Below are 17,645 nucleotides of genomic sequence, written 5' to 3'. Positions count from 1 at the left end.
ACCACAGCGTTCCCTCAGGCGCGTCCGTGCCGCTGTTCGTAGGCCTGCCGGTCGGCGTTCTCGCGGGCGCGGCGGTCGGCGTCGGCGAGGGCCGGATCGAGGCCGTGCTTGATGAGCCGATTGCGGCGGAAGACGTAGGTGAGCGCCGCGGTGAAGTAGATGAGCGGCAGGTAGAGCAGCGCCATCATGGCCAGGCCCACCCATTTCGGGCCGGGGACGAGCAGGAAGACGCAGAGCACCGGAATGATCGGGATCAGGATCCGCAACATGTAGCGCCGGGTCGCGCCGGGGCCGATCAGATCGTTGAGCACCCAGTCGTGCATGGCGGGCGGCAGGGTCCGGCCGCAGATGTAGCCGAGCCGCTGGGCCGGGTTCGGGGTGCTGCGTTCGGGCATGTGCCCAGGATCCTCGGCGGGGGAGTGCGAGGGCAACTCAGGGGGCCGGCGGCTTTGGCGACCCCGGGCGGTCAGGCGTTCTCGCGCTCGGCGTGGAAGGCGGCGACCTGGGTGGTCAGATTGTGGGTGGAGCTCTTCACGGCCAATTTCACGAACGGCTCGATGGTCTTGCCGAGCAGTTTGCCCGCGATGCCGCCCGGCACCCGGTAATCGACGATGGCGTCGATGGTGCAGGTGTTCTCGCCCCGGTCGTGGAACAGGAAGGTGGATTCGATCTCGAAGCCCTTGATGGACTTCACGGCAATGGCTTTACCCGGTTCGTGCCGCACGATTTTGATGGTCGAATGCAGCGTGATCGGGCCGAGGCCGATGGTGCCGTCGAAAGTGGCGTCCACGCCTTCGGTCTGCTCGGTGAGCGGTTCGAATGCGCTGATCTCATTGATGAATCGCGGCAGGTGCCGGTAATCGTTGACATAGGCGAAGGCGGATTCCGCCGAGGCGGCGCAATCCGCGACGATCTTGACTTCGGTCATGGGCACGACTGTAACGTGTTCTAGTTTTCGTCGCAGTTCTTGTGATGCATGCCATCTATGACATGGCCCGAACGGACCGGAATCACGCCGTGACCGCCAGCGTCGCGGCCAACCCGAAGACTACCGCCATCGCCAGCACTTCGAAAATCGACCGCCGCAGCGAGCCCGCCGCGTCCATTCGATGGTCCGTCGCCAGCGGCACCCAGGTGCGCCGCCACCACCAGCCCAGCCCCAGCAGCGCCGCCAGCAGCACCGTCTTCGCCAGTAGGATGCGGCCGTAGCCGGTGTCGAAAAGCGGTGCGAGCCCGCCGATCCGGACCAGGCCGTCGATCACGCCGGTCACCGTGACGGTGGCCGCGAGCGGCAGCGCCCACCGCGAATAGCGGGGGAGCAGCACCGCCCATTCGCCGCGGGTGCGCACCACCAGCGCCAGCGCCAGCAGCGCCCCGAACCACAGCGAGGCCGCCAGCGCGTGCACCGCGCCCAGCACCGAACCGAGGAACTGCTGCGACAGATGCCCGGTGATGGGCCGCAGCGCGATGGTCACCGCCGTGAACACCAGCACCAGATCGGCGGTGGCGCGTTCCGGATTCCGGAAACCGAACGCGCTGTACATCGCCACCGCACCGCAGCCGACCAGCAGTGCGATGCCGATCTGGCCGCCGCTCACATCGGTCAGGTACTCGCCGAAGCGATCGGCGCTGAGCTGCCGGACCGGAACGCCCTGCACCTCGGCGGCTTCCAGCACCAGCATGCTGAATTCCATTGCCGCCCACAGGCCCGCCAGCACGGTCAGCAGCCGCCACGGCGTCTCGAGGCGATCGTGCAGGCGGGGGAGCGCGGCCAGGCCGAGCACCGTCGCGCCCGCGCAATCGGCGAAGACCCGGGCGGTGGCCTCGGGCTGCACCGGGTCGTTCGCGGCGAGGATCCAGGCCAGCAGCGCGCCGAGCAGGCCGCACGGAACGACCAGCAGCAGTAGCCATCTCGTTCTACTGTCGCCGGTCGCCCCGCGGTCGCGGCGATCGGTGCGGTCGGACCGGTTCACTTACGCTGCTTACCCCGGCCGCCCAGCAGTGCGAACGCCAGACCGCCGCCGAACAGCACCACCGCGCCCGCGATGAACACCCACAGCGGGACGCCGCCGTTATCGGAATCGCCGGATTTGGCCGAGCTGTCGGCCTTGGCGCCGGGGGTGCCGTTGCCGGCCTTGGTGAGCGTGAAGGAGCGGGTTCCCTTCACCGGATGGCCGTCGGCGGACGTGACCCGGTAGGCGATCTTGTATTCGCCGGCCGGGCCCAGTTCGCCGACCTCGACGCTGACCGTGGCGCCCTCCACCTTCGGCTGGCCCTTGGACCACAGATTGCCGTCCGGGCCGGTCACCGTCATGGACGGGAACGAGGCCTGCAGGTCCTCGTTGAAGGTGACGGTCACCCGCGCGGGCGAGGCGTCGATCTTGGCGCCGTCCTCGGGCGAGGACGCGATGGCGGCCGAATGCGCGTTCGCGACACCGCCGCTGAGCAGGGCGAGCACGGTGACCAGCAGGCCGGTGAGCACACCGGCGAAGATCTTGCGCATCATGACCGGCGACCCCGGATCACGCTGCCCAGACCCAGCGCCGCGCCCAGCGCACCCAGCGCCAGGCCGATGCCGCCGAGCCAGCGGGCGGTGGTGTCGGTGCCGGCGTCGGCGTCCTTACCCGCCCCGGCGATGCTGTGATCGTCGGCGTCGCCCTCGGCCTCGCTCAAAGACAGTGCGGGAGCGGGATGCTCGGGCTCGGAACCGTCGGAGTTCTCCGGCTGATTCCACTCCACGACCTTGCCGTCGCTGTAGGTCTGGGTGGCGGGGAAGCTCAGCTTCTCCTGCTTGGGCAGCGGGCCCAGCGACAGCACGAACCGCTGGAACTGGCCGGGCGCCACGCCCGCGTTCCCGGGCTCCACGGCCCAGGTCACCGACACCGCCTCGCCCTTGTCGTTGCGATCGATCTTCTCCGACCAACCGGCCATCGGCTCGGTGCGGATGCTCTTCAGATTCGGCACCGCCACGGTCAGTTTCGTGGTGGACGCGGTATTCGATTCGGTCGGCACCTTGAAGGTGGCGACGGCGTATCCGCCCTGCGCCGCGCCGGGCGCGTCCACGGTCACGTGCGCGGCCGCCACGCCCGCGCCGAGCAGCGTCAAACCGACGACCGCGCCGCTCGCGGTGAGCGCACGCGAAATAGAGGTGTGCATGAATAGCCTTTTCTCACAAAGGGTTACGGGTGAAATGGGGAATCACGCCGTGACCGGGGGTGCGCGCGGCCCCGCCGCACCCGATGTGAGCAGGTTTTTCAGTGAGATGCGCGGGTAGGTCCACGCCGCGGTCGCGGATTCCGCGGGCAGCGGGCCCGGCCGGGCGCACGCCACCCGGATCGCCTGCGAGACAAGCTCGTACAGGCGCTCGGCAACCAGAATCAGGAACGCGCAGGCGATCGCCGCGATGCCGTGCGCCGCCGCCATCGCGCCGTCCGCGAGCAGTTCGGCGCCACGGGGGACGAATTCACTTGTCGCCGAACCGTGCCCGCCGTGCGTGAGTCCGCTCAAAGCGATGTGACACACCGGCTGCCCGGCCGCCATGAGGACGGGCAAGGCGGTGCGAGCGGTAACCCGCGGCAATGACGCAGCCAGGGCCCCGATCGCTCCCGCCGCGAGCACCAGCAGCGTCGCACCGGTCGATCCGGGCAATCCGCCGCCGGCCGCTCCGTGTGCCGCCACCGCCAGCGCCGCCGTCAGCGCCCCGGCGGAACCGCCACGGAGCCAACGGGTGCGGTGCATCGGAGACTCAGTTCACGCCGAGACGCGCGAGCACATCGGATTCGATGCCCGACAGCTCGTTGGAGATGGAGGCGTGCACGGCGCGGCGGCGCTGCACCGGCATCTGCGCGGCGGTGCGGGTCGCGGCGGCCAGGCTGTCCAGGCGATCGCGGGTGGTGGTGGCGAACTTCTTGGTGTCCGCGTCGGAGTTCTTCTTCTCCACCTCGGCCAGCGTGGCTTCCACATTGGTCAGGCGGGCCTGCAGCTTCGCGCCCGGTCCGGAGAAGTCGCCCAGCTGGTTCACGCCGATACCCAGCTGCTGGGCCCGCCGCTGATCCAGCTGCCCGCGCACGATGGTCGCGCCCCGGTAGGCGAGCGGCGCCAGTACCGGCACCAGAATCCGCGCCACGCTCAGGTACTTGCGCACCGAGGCCACGCTGAAGGGATCCCGCTCCGCCTTGGCGGCCAGCTTCAGCGCCGCCTTCTCCTCGGCCTGCAATTTGGCGATCTCCGCCTTCGCCACCCGGGCCTGGGTCCGCGACTCGGCCCGATTCCGCTTGCGCTCGTTGCGCGCCCCGAGCTTGGCCTCCATACCGGCCTTGTGCTTGAGGGCTTTCGCCTCGGCTCGGCGGCTGACCCGCTTCTTGCGCTTGGTGAACAACCCCATTGATGGCCTCCGTCATGCTGGTTCGCCATGGCAGCACAGGGCCGGGGGAATGCCTGTCCGCCCATGAAACACAGTTTGCCGATCACCTTAACCGTTGCCCGTCACGGGCCGCCCGCACCCGGCGGTTTCGACGCGGCTTCGTGCCGTCTTTTCCTTCTTTTCCGGCCCATCCGAAACGTCTCGGGCGTGGCGCGATTCGGCGCGGCGCGGGTGCGGGGCCAACGGTGTCGGGGGTTAACGCCATACTGCTAGGCGTGTATTCGGGCATCGGTGACCATGGCGAGCGGGCCGCGTTTCTGGACGCGCGGGCGCTGATCGGGTGCCGGCACCGGCTGCTTCTGGACGCCACCCACCCGGAGGTGCTGCACGGAGTTGCCGAGGACGCCGGCGTGCAGCAGCGGCGGGAGGCGGCCGCGGCGCACAGACAGAATGTGCGCGACACGCTGGTGGAGGCCGATCCGGGCAAGTGGGTGGTGATCCCGCCGGGGCAGCCGGCGCGGGATCGGGCGGCGGCGACCATGGCCGCCATGGAGTCGGGCGTGGAGCGGATCTGGGGCGGGCTGCTGCCGCAGGAGACCGACACCGGGCGGCGCGGCGGCTGCGAGATCCTGTGGCGCGATACCGACCGGGGCGGATACATCCCGGTGGTGGTGGTGAACCACAAGGTGACCGATCCGCGGCAGCCCGACCCGGCGGACTATCACCCGCTGACGACCGGTCTGTACGAATGGAATCCCAAGCCGGACAAGCACGTCCGCACTCGCCCGCAACCGCGTGACCAGCAGCGCCTCGCGCACCTCTACCGCATGCTGCAGCGGCACGGCATGGCCAGCCCCGCCCTGGTCGGCGGCGCCATCGGCTACCACTTCGACCGCATCCTGGTGCACGACCTCGGTCCGATCCTGGACGACTACGACCGCCGCTACGCCGACCGCATCGCCGTGGTGCGCGGCGAACTGCCCACCGTCCCCTCCAAGGTCCCCGAATGCCGCCAATGCCCCTGGTGGACCCGCGCCCCCGAAGCGGGCGGCCTGAGCTGCGAGAAATGGCTGATCGCGCACCGCGACATCAGCCTGGTCGCCCCGGGCGCGCGCGCCGAGGTGCTGCGCCGGCACGGCGTGGAGACCATCGACGATCTGGCGGGCTGGACCGGCGACGACCCGGACGACTGGCATTTCGAGCCCTTCACCGAAACCGTGGTGACCGCCCGCGCCTGGGCCACCGGCGCCCCGCTGGTGCGCCGCGTCGAGCCCATCCGGGTGCAGCGCGCCGACGTCGAGGTGGACGTGGACCTGGAGAGCTACCAGGAACACGGCGCCTACCTGTGGGGCACCCTGCTGGACGGCGTCTACCGCCCGTTCGTCACCTGGGATCCGCTGCCCACCACGGACGAGGGCCGCTCCTTCGCCGAATTCTGGAACTGGCTCATGCAGGTCCGCGCGCAGGCCGCCGCCGACGGCAAAACCTTTGCCGCCTACTGCTATTCGCGCACGGCCGAGGACAAGTGGCTCTACGAGTCGGCCCGCCGCTTCGCCGGCATGCCGGGCATCCCCACCGAGAAGCAGATCCAGCAGTTCGTCGACGGCCCGCAGTGGGTGGACATGTTCCAGGCCGTCTCCGACCAGTTCATCTGCCCGAACGGCAAGGGCCTCAAGAAGATCGCCCCCGTCGCCGGTTTCGGCTGGCGCGATCCGGAGGCCGGGGGCGAGGCGTCCATGGCCTGGTACCGCCTCGCGGTCGCCTACGACGGCGGCGAACCGGACCTGTCGCAGCGCACCCGCATCCTCGAATACAACGAGGACGATGTGCTGGCCACCAAGACATTGCGGGACTGGATGACCGATCGCGCCGATGCCGAGGTTCCCTCCATCGCCGACTTCGCCCGTCGTAATATCGCGTCGTGACCGAACACATCGAACACCTGGAGTTTCAGGCCGAGACCCATCAGCTGCTGGAGCTGATGATTCACTCGGTGTATTCGAACAAGGACACGTTCCTTCGCGAGCTCATCTCGAACGCCTCGGACGCGCTGGACAAGCTGCGCCTGGAGTCGTTCCGCGACAAGGACCTGTCCGCCGACATCTCCGATCTGCACATCGAACTCGAGGTCGATCGCGACAATCGGGTGCTGACCGTGCGCGACAACGGCATCGGCATGTCGCGCGCCGAAGTGGTGGATCTGATCGGCACGCTGGCCAAGTCGGGCACCGCCCAATTGCGCAAGCAGCTGCTCGAGACCAAGCCGGATCAGGCGGCCGAGGAACTCATCGGCCAGTTCGGCATCGGTTTCTATTCCACCTTCATGGTGGCCGACAAGGTCGCGCTCACCACCCGCAAGGCGGGCGAAACCACCGGCACCCGTTGGGAATCCGCCGCGGGCAGCCCGACCTACTCCATCGAGGAACTCGCCGAGGCCCCGCAGGGCACCTCGGTGACCCTGCACCTCAAGCCCGCCGACGAGGACGATCACCTCTTCGATTACACGCAGGAGTGGAAGCTCCGCGAAATCGTCAAGAAGTACTCGGATTTCATCGCCTGGCCGATCCGCATGGACGTGACCCGCACGGTCATGGACGGCGAGGGCGAGGACAAGGTCGAGAAGGAACTCACCGAAACCCAGACCCTGAACTCCCAGAAGGCGCTGTGGACCCGGCCCCGGTCGGAGGTCAGCGACGAGGAGTACACCGAGTTCTACAAGCACGTCAGCCACGCCTGGGACGATCCGCTGGAGATCATCCCGATGAAGGCCGAGGGCACCTTCGAATATCAAGCGCTGCTGTTCATTCCGGCGCACGCGCCGTTCGACCTGTTCACGCGTGAGCACAAGCGCGGCGTGCAGCTCTACGTGCGCCGGGTGTTCATCATGGACAACTGCGAAGAGCTGATGCCGGAGTACCTGCGCTTCGTCAAGGGCGTGGTGGACGCGCAGGACCTGTCGCTCAATGTCTCCCGCGAGATCCTGCAGCAGGACCGGCAGATCCGGGCCATCCGCAAGCGGCTGGTCAAGAAGGTGCTGTCCACGGTCAAGGACCTCAAGAACGCCGAGGACCAGACCAAGTACCAGTCCTTCTGGTCGGAGTTCGGCCGGGTGCTCAAGGAGGGCCTGCTCTCCGACACCGACAATCGCGAAACCATTCTGGCGGTCTCGTCTTTCGCCTCCACCAACTCCGAGTCCGAGCTGACCACGCTCGCCGGATACGTGGAGCGCATGAAGGAGGGCCAGCAGGGGATCTACTACCTGACCGGCGAATCGCGGCAGCAGATCGAGAACTCCCCGCATATGGAAGCCTTCAAGGCCAAGGGCCTCGAGGTGCTGGTGCTGACCGATCCGGTCGACGAGATGTGGGTCGGCGCGGTCACCGAGTTCGAGGGCAAGCCGATCCAGTCCATCGCCAAGGGCGAGATCGACCTGGAGACCGAGGACGAGAAGCAGGCGTCGGAGCAGCTGCGCGAGCAGCAGGAGAAGGATTTCGCCGACGTCCTGGGCTGGCTGAAGGAAACCCTGGACGCGGACGTCAAGGAGGTGCGCCTGACCAACCGGCTCACCACCTCCCCGGCGTGCATCGTCGGTGACGTGTTCGACTTCACCCCGATGCTGGAACGTATGTATCGCGCGTCCGGGCAGGACCTGCCGCACAGCAAGCGCATTCTCGAGCTGAACCCGGCGCACCCGCTGGTGACCGGGCTGCGGGACGCGTACGCGGGTGTGAAGGATGCCGGGGACAAGCCCGCCGAACTGGGTGAGACCGCCGAATTGCTCTACGGCACAGCGGTTCTCGCCGAGGGTGGCGAGCTGAAGGATCCGGCGCACTTCGCCCGCATCCTGGCCGATCGGCTGACCCGCACGCTCTGACCGAACCGACCACCCGCCTTCGCTACCTGCGCGAAGGCGGGTTTCGGTCATGCCCGCCGTGGCGCAAATGTGACGTCCGGCATCCTCGAGCGATTTCGGGAACTCCTCCGAGACGCGTACGTTGTACGTCTTGGTCGTAAGTTTTTCGTGTTCGTGTTTTTCGCATGCTCGCGCTGAACATCGTGCGGGCGTCGCTTCACCTTGCCAGGCAAGTTGCAAGCCGCCTTCTGATCGACCCGGTCACCGCACCAGTGGGTGACCACGCAATAAAAGAAACACCTCGTCAGGAGAAGGTAATGGTTCAGGGCACCGTCAAGTGGTTCAACGCGGAGAAGGGCTACGGCTTCATCGCCCGCGAGGACGGCCCCGACGTTTTCGTCCACTACTCGGAGATCGAGGGCAACGGCTACCGTCAGCTCGAGGAAGGCCAGTCGGTCTCCTTCGAGATCACCGAGGGCAAGAAGGGCCCGCAGGCAGCTGCGGTCCGCCCGCAGTAGGCTGTTCCGCCTCTCCGCGCCTTTTGCGCGCGGCTGAGTGCCGTCGATAATTCTGCACGCGTGCCGGCGGTCGGGTGCCGACCCGATTTCGGGCGTACCCGGGGAGTTACCCTCTCCTCGCGAGATCAGTTGTCACGCTTGTGAAATAACAAAACCCGCACCGGTGACGGCGCGGGTTTTGTCGTATCGGGGCGAGTGGCGGCGAACCCCTCGGGCCACTCCCTCGGGCGGGCCGGGGGCGCGGGGGACGAACCCCGCACGCCGCCCGCTTCGGGGGGCCGGGGGCCTTGGCCCCCGGGATTACCCCTCCCACAGGGGGTTTGGGGGCGAAGCCCCCGAAACCCAGCGTTAGCGCGGAGCCATGCGCAGGGCGCCGTCCATGCGGATGGTCTCGCCGTTGAGGTAGTCGTGCTCGGTGATGTACTGCGCGAGCTGCGCGTACTCGTCCGGGCGGCCCAGGCGGGACGGGAACGGCACGCCGGCCTCGAGGCCCTTGCGGTACTCCTCGGTGACACCGGCCAGCATCGGGGTGTCGATGATGCCGGGGGCGATGGTGTTGACGCGAATGCCGAACTGCGCCAGGTCACGAGCGGCCGGGATGGTCATGCCGGCGACGCCGCCCTTGGACGCCGAGTAGGCGATCTGCCCGATCTGGCCCTCGAACGCCGCGACGGACGCGGTGTTGATGACCACGCCGCGCTGGCCGTACTCGTCGACCGGTTCGGTCTTGGCGATGGCGTCGGCGGCCAGGCGCATCACATTGAAGGAACCGAGCAGGTTCACGGTGATCACGGTCCGGAACAGCTCGAGGTCGTGCGGCCCGTTCTTGGACAGGATGCGTCCCGCCCAGCCCACGCCCGCGCAGTTGACCACGATGCGCAGCGGCACACCGGATTCCACGACCTTGGCGACCGCGGCGGCGACATCGTCGGCGCTGGTCACGTCGGTCGGGATGAGGGTGACGCCGGCGGGGACGCTGTCGCCCGCACGCTCGATCGACTGTGCCAGGTCCAGGCCGAACACGGTGGCGCCGAGGTCGGCGAAGCGCTTGGCGGTGGCCGCACCCAGGCCGGAAGCGCCTCCGGTGACAATGGCGGCGGAGCCCGAAATCTCCACGGTGGTTGGTCCTCTCGAACGTGGACGGCCCTCTCACTGGCCCTCCGTCAATAAGCACGATATCCGGATCGATCATGGTGCCCGCGCGGGGTCCGCGGAAGACGACCGTCGAGTTTGCGAACACGAGTGTTCGCCTAGTGGTACCGTCGTCACATGAACGCCAGCACGGCCGAAAGACCGCGCCGTGGTCTCTTCCGCCCGGCCCCCCAGGTCGCCGGGAAGCGAATTCTGATCACCGGCGCCGCCCGCGGTATCGGCGCGGCCCTGGCCCGCCAGCTGCACAGCCGCGGCGCCCGCGTGGCCCTGCTCGGCATCGAGGAAGCCCTGCTGGCCGACACCGCCGCCGAATGCGGCGACGCCCCCTGGCGCTATTGCGACATCGGCGACCCGGCCCAGGTGGACCGCGCGGTGCAATCCCTGGTCACCGAGCTGGGCGGCCTGGACGCCGTCGTCGTCAACGCCGGCATCGCCCGCCAGCTGGCCCTGCTCTCCGGCGACCCCGAGGTGCTCGAGGAAACCCTCGCCGTCAATGTCCTCGGCGCGTACTACACCATGCGCGCCGCCGGCCCGCACATCGCGCACCCGGACGGTTACGTGCTGCTGGTGTCCTCGCTGGCCGCCGCCGTCCACCTACCCCTGGCCGGTGCCTACAGCGCCTCCAAGGCCGCCGTCGAAGCCCTCGGCCAAACCCTGCGCATCGAACTCCGGCACACCGGCGCCCGCGTCGGCCTGGCCTATTTCGCCGAGCTCGACACCGAGATGACCAGCCGCGGTTTCGGCACCGAGGCCGCGCGCAGCATTCTCGGCCAGGCCCAGGGCGGGGGCGTCTCTAGCGTCTCGGGCATCGCACCCCTCGGCCCGGCCATCGACGCCATGCAACGCGCGCTGGCCCGCCGCTCGCGCCGAGTGGTCTCCCCGTACTGGGTCGGCACCGTACTGTGGTGGCGACCACTCGCCCAGCGGGTGATCGAATACACCCTGCGGCACGGTGTCGCCTCGGGCTTGGCCATCGCCGATACCGAAGCGACGCGCTACACCACCGACCAACCGGCCCGGGCCCGCAGGTTGCGCAAGCCCGCCTGAAAGTTCCCACGGCACAACGGAGTTCACCGCATGCCCGAATCGGCCACCACCGCCGCCCGGCTGCCCCGCGGCCGGCACGGACTACCGCGTGAAACCGTGATCGCCGCCCAGCGCGATCGCATCCTGCTCGCCCTGGCCGAGGCGATGGCCGAAAACGGTTATGTCGGAACGCCCGTCGCGGCGGTCATCAAACGCGCCGGGGTTTCACGGGAAACCTTCTACGAGCAATTCCGTTCCAAGGAGGACTGTTTCGAGGCCGCCTTCGAACGGGCCGCGGAACTCATGCTGACCGGCATCTTCGCCGCCACCGGCGCGGACTTCGAGGGGGAGACCCCGGCCGCGCGCATCGAACGCGTGCTCGGCTCCTACCTGGACGCGGTCGCCTCCCAGCCCGCCTACGCCCGGCTGTTCCTGGTCGAGGTGTACGCGGTCGGCCCGGAGGCCATCGCCCGCCGGGCCGCGCTGCAGGAAGCCTTCTCGGCCATGGTCGCCGACATTCTCGGCGCGGACACCGAGGAACAGCGCTTCGCCTGCCAGACCCTGGTCGCGGCCATGAGCGCCATGGTCACCGCGCGCATCGCCACCGGTGACGTGACCGGCCTGCGCAATTTGCGCGAACCGCTACTGGGCCTGGTGGCGCGCAGTGGCGATCTCTTCGGCCACGTCCCGCTCGCCGGCTGACGCGTCGACCCGGGTGGCGGCCCGGCGGCGCAGGGCGAGCAGCGCCGCACCGGCGAGCGCGGGCAGCCCGGCCGCGAGCACCGCGGCGATCGGGGTGCCGATGCCGGTGGCGAAAGCCTCCAGCAGGGTCAGCGCGCCGAAGTACAGGAACAGCAGACCCGAGCAGACCGCGATGAAGCGCTCCGGAATGTGCTTGCCGACCGTCACGCCGATCAGAATGGCCAGCCCGCCGGCCGCGACCATGCCCACGACGGAACCGATCCACACCGCCACCCAGCCGTTCTTGGTGGCCAGGGCCATGGTCGCGAACATGGTGCGGTCGCCCAGCTCGGCGAGCAGGAACGCGGACAGCACCACCAGGAACGCCGACCGCGACTTGGGCTGCGGCGCGGGCGTTTCGTCGTCGTCCGCGCCCGCTCCCGGCAGCGTCTCGCGCAGGGTCCACAGGCCGACGCCGATGAGCGTGGCCGCGGCGCACAGGGAAATGAGTTCGGTGGGCAGTGCCGCACCGAGGAAATGACCGACCCCGACCGCGATCAGATTGACCAGCACGCTCGCCGCGGTAATCGCGCTCAGTACCACCCACCAGCGGTAGCGCAGGGCGAAAGTCAGGGCCATGAGCTGGGATTTGTCTCCCAGTTCGGCGAGAAAGAGCACGCCGAAGCTCAGCAATATCGTGGCGATCATGAAGGTCAGCTCCCAGGTCTCCGGCCTGTCGGCTGAAATGCGGGGGGCGCTTCAGCCGACACCGCACCGGTAAAACGGTTTGGTTTGCAATCGGCCGAAGGTCTCGCCCACCGGATTCCGGTTCACGCAGCCGGACCCGAGAGCGGATCAGTATGTCGACTACGCGATTGCGGGCTACTCCCCTTCGCTGTTGCACACCCTACCCGGCAAATCGGGCGCACGCAAACACGTGTAGCCCAAATCGCAATGCGCGCAATAAGTTTGGGCACGCTGCCGCGAGGTTTCGGGAACCCTTACGCGGCCAGCAGCATAGCCAGAACCGCGGTGTCGGGATCGCTGATCGGATCGACACCCACCCGCGAAACCATCGAGGTGACGGTGCCGTCGCTGTCGGTTTCCACCCACGCCGCCCGATGCTCCAGCCCGAGATGGGGGAGTCCCGGCAACAGCAGGCATCCCGATGCCGCGCCGGAGCACTCGGGCAGCGAAGGCCGCGTCTCGCGCGGCGGATGCAACATGATCAATGCCGGTGGCACATGTCCGGCAAACTGCCCGGGCCGCAAGCCCTCCCCACCCAGCACGGTCCCTTCGGCGATCACCAGCCCGACCATCCCCGGATCGGGATCATCGGGAAGTTCCTCGCGCGCCCCGAACACCGTCGAGGTCGGCAGCAGGCCCGGCAGGCTCGCGACCCGCACGGCCAGGACCAGCACCTGAGCCCATTCCTTGGTCGAATCCGGCCAGCGGCCCGAAATGACGAATCCACACAACGCCCCGCGCGAATGAAACGGCATGATGCCGATCTGCTCGCTCATCGCGTGCCTCCCGATCGATCCGGGGCCGCCCTGCCCATCCTGTTGTAGGACGTCCAGGTTGTACCCCGAACTAACTGGCACACAAGTACCAAAGACTGCTAGCAGTCGGACCCCTGAAATGCGAAAAGCCCGCAGACCGAAATCGGTCTGCGGGCTAAGCACACGTGACGGCTGATTTCGTGCGGCGAGGGTAACTCGTCGGGTACGCCCGAAATCGGGTTGGCACCCGACCGCCGGCACGCGTTGCCAACAGTCAACGGCTCTCAGCCGGGCGCTGAAGTCCCGGAGAGGCGGATCAGAAGATGAGGCCCTTGCCCTGCTGGGTGGCACGCGCGAAGCGGTCCTGAACCTCGGCCCAGTTGACCACGTTCCAGAACGCGTTGACGTAGTCCGCCTTCACGTTCTTGTACTGCAGGTAGAAGGCGTGCTCCCACATGTCCAGGCCGAGCAGCGGGATGATGCCGAGCGGCACATTGCCCTGCTGGTCGGTGAGCTGGAAGGTGAGCAGCTTCTCGCCCAGGGTGTCCCAGCCCAGCCAGGCCCAGCCCGAACCCTGCAGGCCGTTGGCGGCCGCGGAGAACTGCGCGCGGAACTTGTCGAACGAACCGAACTGGTTGTCGATGGCGGCCTCGAGCTCGCCGACCGGCTTGTCGCCGCCGTCCTTCGACAGGCTCTTCCACCAGATGGAGTGGTTGACGTGGCCGCCCAGGTGGAAGGCCAGGTTCTTCTCGTTCAGGAAGATGGCAGCGTGGTCGCCGGCCTCGCGGGCGGCTTCCAGCTTCTCGACGGCGGCATTGGCGCCGGCGACGTAGGCGGCATGGTGCTTGGTGTGGTGGATCTCGTTGATCTGCCCGGAGATGAAAGGCTCCAGAGCGTCGTAGTCGTAATCCAGTTCCGGCAGCGTGTACTCAGCCACGATGTCCCTTCCTCAGTGTCGGGGCTGTGTGCCTCGATTCCTATCGAGCGCACCCAACCATCATTCGTACACCCGCTCGGGTGCAACCGGGTCGTTCGCCCCCACATTCCGGCGCCGGCCCGATCGTCTCGAGGAGTGGGCAGATGGACCGGCGCCGGCCGCTGCGGGCTGCGGCTTCCCGGTCCGGGCATACCCCGGCCCCGGCGCCTCAACGGGGCCGGGGCCGGATTCGAATCTGCGCGAGCCGCTTTCGGGCTACAGCGGCGGCACGATATTCGGCCGCATGGTGCGCGGGTCGCCGAGGTCGTGCGCCTTCCACCAGCGCACCCCGCCCGCGATGAATTCGTCGAGCGGAATGTCATTGCCCTGTTTATCGGTCACGGAGAGGCCGTCGAACCACACCCGTACATCCAGTTCGCGCGGATCGATGCCCTCTTCCTGCGAGAACTCCAGCATGTGCGAGGCGGGGTCATCGCCGATCGTGGTGTCGAAGCTGAGCAGTTTGCGCCACTGGTTCCAGGCGTTCTCGTCGAGGTCGATGAATTCCCAGCCGTGCAGCGCGCCGCCGCCGAAGCTGTTGACGGCGTCGTGCAGGCCGTCCAGTTCGAGCGGCAGCACGACCGGTTCCAGGTCGTCCCAGCGCTGCCGCCGCAGCGAGGCGGCGACCCGGCTGACGCCGGTCAGGGTGAGGTAGACGTCGCAGTCCGCCGGCGGCGGCCCGTCGACGGGGAGGGTGAGGACGTCGAGTTCCAGCCGTAGGGTCCGGGCTTGTTTGTCGACGTCGATCCCGAGGCAGGTCGCCTCGGACAGCGCGGTGCTGAGTCCGGTGATGTCCAGTCCGTCGAGTAGCCCCCTGCTCACAGTCATAGCGCCAGGCTACCGATCCGGCCTGGCCGGGCCGAGGATTTCCGTTTTTCGGTAGTGTTGTCGTTTTTTTCGAATCCGAACGGAACCACGGCGTGAGCGGGCGCGTCAGAGTAGATGAGGGCCGGGGCGCGGCCCTCGGTGCGGTCGGCCGCTCCGGAACGTGGAGGGGACTTCCGGATCGGCCGACCGGACATTCCGGACGACTCTGAAGCTGTGGATCAGGTTGTGGATTATGTGGATAACTGGTGTCCGGCTATGCACAGGACTCCACGGCGCCCTTGACCACGTGGCAGGATCGAAAGTGTGACGATGCCCCATGTCCCCTCGGTGCCGATCGACGCCGTCCCGGCGGAGTTCGACACGACCGAGCCGTGGGCCGGCGCGCAGCCCCTGCCCGCCCAGCTCCTCGATGTACGCGAGGACGACGAATGGCAGCTCGGGCACGCGCCGGGCGCGGTGCACATCCCGCTCGTGGACGTCCCGGCACGGATCGACGAGCTGGATATCGACGCCCAGATCTACGTGATCTGCCGGCAGGGCGGGCGTTCCATCACCGCGGTGCAGTACCTGGAACAACTCGGCTACGAAGCCGTGCATGTCACCGGCGGCATGGTGGCCTGGCAGCAGACCGGGCGGCCGCTCACCGGCGCGGGCGCCGAGGCCAAGATCTACTGATGACGACGACTCACCGATGACAGGGGGACGAGTGGCCGACTCGCGATCCGCGGTTGTACAGCCGTGTGCCCGCTGCGGCGCCCGCTGGGCCGTGCAGGGCAAACCGCTGCACTGGTGCCCCCGCTGCCACGGCGTGCTGCTCTCACCCGCACCGGTGGACGCGCCGGCCGAACGGCGCAACTACCGCTGGGTGGCGCGCCCGCCCGGCCGCAGGAGTCATCCGGCGGGAGGTCCGGCGCGCGCCGCCGCGAGCCGGGAGACGCCGCGCTACACCGAGATTCCGCGCTGGGGCCTGCGGGACCGGCCGGCCGCGGTCGCGCCGGAGCCCCGGAACGCGCTGTCGCCGTTCACCGATCGCCTGCACCAGCTGCTGTACGCCACCATCGCGCTGTTCGTGCTGGCCGCCGTCGCCGAGCTGGGCCGCTACGGGGTGCTGCTGCGCAATCGCACCCGGCTGATCCATCCGGCCGTGCTGTGGGCGTCGGATATCGCCGTGTACGCGACCGCGGTGCTGTCTCTCGTATTCGCCCTGGCCACCGCCGTGGCGCTGGTGGGGTGGCTGGTGCGCACCCGGGATGCGCTGTATGCCGCGCGGGGGCAACACGATCCGCGTTCGCCGCGGCTGATCGCGGCGGGGTGCTTGATCCCCGGCGTGAACCTGATCTTCCCGGGGGTCTTCCTCACCGAGGCCGCCCGGCTGCGTGGGTTCGGCGCGGACACCGCGACCCCGCAGGGCACTCGAGCTTCGCGCCGTCCCGCTGCCGCGCATCCCGGCACGGAGTCGGAGGCCGATCCGCGCCTGCTGCAGACGGTCCGGATCTGGTGGGCGGCTTGGGTTCTCAACGGTCTGCTGGTCGTGATCTCCCAGCTGTACCGTTTCGCGGACTCGCTGCAGGTCAAAGCCGATGGCGTCCTCGTCGCCATGTGGACGAACCTGGTCGCCGCGGGCGTCGCGGTGCTGACCCTGGGCCTGGTGCGCGCCTTCGCCGGACAGGATCTGCGCGGCCGCCCCACCGCCGTCACCCGCTGGCTGCCCGCGACCGCCCCGGCGCAGCCGGTGATCGAACCGGTGCAGCCCGCCGATCGGGCATCGGATTCCACCGGACGCGCGCCCGGGGCCGCCGTCGGGAATGATGAGGCCACCGCATCCGATTCGGAATCCGGCCTCGCCGATTCCGAGCGGGCGCCGGAATCCGAACATGAGGAGGTATTGGCGAAGTGAGCCGGGCCAGTCGCGCGCCGTTCGTGGTCGCGCACCGGGGGGCGTCGGCGGCGCGACCCGAACACACCCTCGCCGCATACGAACTCGCCCTGCAGGAGGGCGCCGACGGCGTCGAATGCGATGTCCGGCTGACCAAGGACGGCGTACTGGTCTGCGTGCACGACCGCACCGTGGACCGCACCTCCAACGGTGCCGGCGCGGTCAGCGAGATGACCCTGGACGAGTTGCGGGCCTTGGACTTCGGCGCCGACGGCGAACCCGCCTCGGTCCTCACCCTCGACGAACTCATCCAGCTGGTCCTGGACTGGAAGAGCCGCCCCACCAAGCTCTTCATCGAGACCAAGCACCCGGTCCGCTACGGCGCACAGGTGGAAACCACCCTCCTGGAACAACTTCAGAAGTACGGCATCGCCGCCCCCGCCTCCGCCGACCACTCCCGCGCGGTAGTCATCTCCTTCGCCGCCACCGCCGTCTGGCGAATCCGCCGCGCGGCACCCCTCCTGCCCACCGTCCTGCTCGGCGAATCCTCCCTCTACCTCTCCGGCGGCGCGGCAACCACCGTCGGCGCCACCGCCATCGGCCCCTCGGTCCGAACCCTCCGCGAACACCCCGACCTCGTCGACAAAGCCGCCGCCGCAGGCCGCGCCACCTACGTCTGGACCGTCGACGACCCCGAAGACGTCCGCCTCTGCGCCGACCTGGGCGTCAGCTGGGTAGCCACCAACCACCCCGGCCGCACGAAGGGCCTGCTCCCCGCCGCGTAATCGCGCGGCCGGGTCGGCTCGCCTGCATGGGCGTGGACCCAGAACCTTCGTTCGGGCAAGGACTCCCGAACCCGTTCCGCCGTCC

Annotated in this window: 20 protein-coding genes; 8 read left to right on the top strand and 12 right to left on the bottom strand. The window is 68.6% G+C overall.

The genetic code is table 11. The features are described from left to right. Nucleotides 1-14 precede the first annotated feature (14 nt). The 7 genes from LTV02_RS31230 to LTV02_RS31200 all read right to left on the bottom strand — a co-directional run bounded on the left by LTV02_RS31230 (nt 15) and on the right by LTV02_RS31200 (nt 4,384). Nucleotides 15-395 carry a DUF5313 family protein gene (locus LTV02_RS31230; protein WP_233035321.1) on the bottom strand — a complete coding sequence of 127 codons (381 nt, stop codon included), beginning with the start codon at nt 393-395 and terminating at the stop codon, nt 15-17. Nucleotides 396-466: 71 nt separating this feature from the next. Then, nucleotides 467-928: an SRPBCC family protein gene (locus tag LTV02_RS31225; protein ID WP_233035320.1), complete on the bottom strand. Its 462-nt coding sequence runs from the start codon at nt 926-928 to the stop codon at nt 467-469. An 82-nt stretch (nt 929-1,010) separates the two neighbouring features. Continuing rightward, a complete protein-coding gene (locus tag LTV02_RS31220) occupies nt 1,011-1,973 on the bottom strand; it encodes a copper resistance D family protein (protein ID WP_233035319.1) in 963 nt (320 codons plus the stop codon). Further along, a complete protein-coding gene (locus tag LTV02_RS31215; RefSeq protein ID WP_067717961.1) occupies nt 1,970-2,506 on the bottom strand; it encodes a copper resistance CopC family protein in 537 nt (178 codons plus the stop codon). The genes LTV02_RS31220 and LTV02_RS31215 overlap by 4 nt, the downstream gene beginning before the upstream one ends. Then, nucleotides 2,503-3,156, bottom strand: coding sequence for a YcnI family copper-binding membrane protein (locus LTV02_RS31210; RefSeq protein WP_233035318.1), 654 nt, complete (start codon nt 3,154-3,156; stop codon nt 2,503-2,505). The genes LTV02_RS31215 and LTV02_RS31210 overlap by 4 nt, the downstream gene beginning before the upstream one ends. 42 nt (nt 3,157-3,198) lie before the next feature. After that, the gene (locus LTV02_RS31205; protein ID WP_233035317.1) at nt 3,199-3,738 is read right to left on the bottom strand and encodes a hypothetical protein; all 540 of its coding nucleotides are present in this window, start codon (nt 3,736-3,738) and stop codon (nt 3,199-3,201) included. A 7-nt stretch (nt 3,739-3,745) separates the two neighbouring features. After that, a complete protein-coding gene (locus LTV02_RS31200; RefSeq protein ID WP_233035316.1) occupies nt 3,746-4,384 on the bottom strand; it encodes a DUF6474 family protein in 639 nt (212 codons plus the stop codon). A gap of 254 nt (nt 4,385-4,638) precedes the next feature. Here LTV02_RS31200 and LTV02_RS31195 point away from each other — a divergent pair, with 254 nt between their 5' ends. The 3 genes from LTV02_RS31195 (at nt 4,639) to LTV02_RS31185 (ending at nt 8,734) form a co-directional block, all read left to right on the top strand. Next, complete coding sequence (locus tag LTV02_RS31195) at nt 4,639-6,288, top strand: TM0106 family RecB-like putative nuclease (protein ID WP_233035315.1); 1,650 nt, start codon at nt 4,639-4,641, stop codon at nt 6,286-6,288. Continuing rightward, on the top strand, nt 6,285-8,237 hold the full coding sequence (htpG, locus tag LTV02_RS31190; RefSeq protein WP_233035314.1) for a molecular chaperone HtpG: 1,953 nt from the start codon (nt 6,285-6,287) through the stop codon (nt 8,235-8,237). Before LTV02_RS31195 ends, htpG begins: the two co-directional genes overlap by 4 nt. A gap of 296 nt (nt 8,238-8,533) precedes the next feature. Next, nucleotides 8,534-8,734: a cold-shock protein gene (locus tag LTV02_RS31185; RefSeq protein ID WP_067717973.1), complete on the top strand. Its 201-nt coding sequence runs from the start codon at nt 8,534-8,536 to the stop codon at nt 8,732-8,734. Between the two features lie 348 nt (nt 8,735-9,082). On the opposite strand, the gene LTV02_RS31180 is transcribed toward LTV02_RS31185, so the two are convergent. Then, nucleotides 9,083-9,850 (bottom strand): SDR family NAD(P)-dependent oxidoreductase, encoded by a 768-nt coding sequence (locus LTV02_RS31180; RefSeq protein WP_067717976.1) that lies wholly within the window; start codon nt 9,848-9,850, stop codon nt 9,083-9,085. 153 nt (nt 9,851-10,003) lie between these two features. Between LTV02_RS31180 and LTV02_RS31175 the strand changes: the two genes are divergently transcribed. Next, a complete protein-coding gene (locus tag LTV02_RS31175; protein WP_067717979.1) occupies nt 10,004-10,933 on the top strand; it encodes an SDR family NAD(P)-dependent oxidoreductase in 930 nt (309 codons plus the stop codon). A 30-nt stretch (nt 10,934-10,963) separates the two neighbouring features. Further along, nucleotides 10,964-11,614 (top strand): TetR/AcrR family transcriptional regulator, encoded by a 651-nt coding sequence (locus LTV02_RS31170; RefSeq protein ID WP_067717981.1) that lies wholly within the window; start codon nt 10,964-10,966, stop codon nt 11,612-11,614. On the opposite strand, the gene LTV02_RS31165 is transcribed toward LTV02_RS31170, so the two are convergent. From LTV02_RS31165 to LTV02_RS31150, 4 genes are all read right to left on the bottom strand, one after another. After that, nucleotides 11,555-12,301, bottom strand: a complete 747-nt coding sequence (locus LTV02_RS31165) for a TMEM165/GDT1 family protein (protein ID WP_233035313.1) — start codon at nt 12,299-12,301, stop codon at nt 11,555-11,557. The two genes, LTV02_RS31170 and LTV02_RS31165, sit on opposite strands and share 60 nt — an antisense overlap. Nucleotides 12,302-12,594: 293 nt before the next feature. Continuing rightward, nucleotides 12,595-13,116, bottom strand: coding sequence for a peptidase (locus LTV02_RS31160; protein ID WP_233035312.1), 522 nt, complete (start codon nt 13,114-13,116; stop codon nt 12,595-12,597). A 295-nt stretch (nt 13,117-13,411) separates the two neighbouring features. Then, entirely contained in the window at nt 13,412-14,032 is a 621-nt protein-coding gene (locus tag LTV02_RS31155; RefSeq protein ID WP_233035311.1) for a superoxide dismutase, read from the bottom strand. A gap of 255 nt (nt 14,033-14,287) precedes the next feature. After that, nucleotides 14,288-14,899 (bottom strand): hypothetical protein, encoded by a 612-nt coding sequence (locus tag LTV02_RS31150; protein ID WP_233035310.1) that lies wholly within the window; start codon nt 14,897-14,899, stop codon nt 14,288-14,290. A 309-nt stretch (nt 14,900-15,208) separates the two neighbouring features. Here LTV02_RS31150 and LTV02_RS31145 point away from each other — a divergent pair, with 309 nt between their 5' ends. The 3 genes from LTV02_RS31145 to LTV02_RS31135 are packed head-to-tail and all read left to right on the top strand — an operon-like array spanning nt 15,209 to nt 17,560. Further along, nucleotides 15,209-15,574, top strand: coding sequence for a rhodanese-like domain-containing protein (locus LTV02_RS31145; RefSeq protein WP_408639434.1), 366 nt, complete (start codon nt 15,209-15,211; stop codon nt 15,572-15,574). Nucleotides 15,575-15,605: 31 nt separating this feature from the next. Next, nucleotides 15,606-16,796, top strand: coding sequence for a DUF4328 domain-containing protein (locus tag LTV02_RS31140; protein ID WP_233035308.1), 1,191 nt, complete (start codon nt 15,606-15,608; stop codon nt 16,794-16,796). After that, nucleotides 16,793-17,560 carry a glycerophosphodiester phosphodiesterase gene (locus LTV02_RS31135; protein ID WP_233035307.1) on the top strand — a complete coding sequence of 256 codons (768 nt, stop codon included), beginning with the start codon at nt 16,793-16,795 and terminating at the stop codon, nt 17,558-17,560. Before LTV02_RS31140 ends, LTV02_RS31135 begins: the two co-directional genes overlap by 4 nt. Nucleotides 17,561-17,645 lie beyond the last annotated feature (85 nt).

This window comes from Nocardia yamanashiensis, from assembly GCF_021183565.1.
Taxonomy (GTDB): domain Bacteria; phylum Actinomycetota; class Actinomycetes; order Mycobacteriales; family Mycobacteriaceae; genus Nocardia; species Nocardia yamanashiensis.
Note: the sequence above shows the minus strand (reverse complement) of the source record. Positions and strands in the feature narration are given on the sequence as shown.

Excerpts from the sequence above, each read along its gene's own strand:
- LTV02_RS31230 (WP_233035321.1), bottom strand. The coding sequence starts at position 395 with ATGCCCGAACGCAGCACCCCGAACCCGGCCCAGCGGCTCGGCTACATC.
- LTV02_RS31225 (WP_233035320.1), bottom strand. The coding sequence starts at position 928 with ATGACCGAAGTCAAGATCGTCGCGGATTGCGCCGCCTCGGCGGAATCC.
- LTV02_RS31215 (WP_067717961.1), bottom strand. The coding sequence starts at position 2,506 with ATGATGCGCAAGATCTTCGCCGGTGTGCTCACCGGCCTGCTGGTCACC.
- LTV02_RS31210 (WP_233035318.1), bottom strand. The coding sequence starts at position 3,156 with ATGCACACCTCTATTTCGCGTGCGCTCACCGCGAGCGGCGCGGTCGTC.
- LTV02_RS31205 (WP_233035317.1), bottom strand. The coding sequence starts at position 3,738 with ATGCACCGCACCCGTTGGCTCCGTGGCGGTTCCGCCGGGGCGCTGACG.
- LTV02_RS31200 (WP_233035316.1), bottom strand. The coding sequence starts at position 4,384 with ATGGGGTTGTTCACCAAGCGCAAGAAGCGGGTCAGCCGCCGAGCCGAG.
- LTV02_RS31185 (WP_067717973.1), top strand. The coding sequence starts at position 8,534 with ATGGTTCAGGGCACCGTCAAGTGGTTCAACGCGGAGAAGGGCTACGGC.
- LTV02_RS31175 (WP_067717979.1), top strand. The coding sequence starts at position 10,004 with ATGAACGCCAGCACGGCCGAAAGACCGCGCCGTGGTCTCTTCCGCCCG.
- LTV02_RS31170 (WP_067717981.1), top strand. The coding sequence starts at position 10,964 with ATGCCCGAATCGGCCACCACCGCCGCCCGGCTGCCCCGCGGCCGGCAC.
- LTV02_RS31165 (WP_233035313.1), bottom strand. The coding sequence starts at position 12,301 with ATGATCGCCACGATATTGCTGAGCTTCGGCGTGCTCTTTCTCGCCGAA.
- LTV02_RS31160 (WP_233035312.1), bottom strand. The coding sequence starts at position 13,116 with ATGAGCGAGCAGATCGGCATCATGCCGTTTCATTCGCGCGGGGCGTTG.
- LTV02_RS31150 (WP_233035310.1), bottom strand. The coding sequence starts at position 14,899 with ATGACTGTGAGCAGGGGGCTACTCGACGGACTGGACATCACCGGACTC.
- LTV02_RS31145 (WP_408639434.1), top strand. The coding sequence starts at position 15,209 with ATGCCCCATGTCCCCTCGGTGCCGATCGACGCCGTCCCGGCGGAGTTC.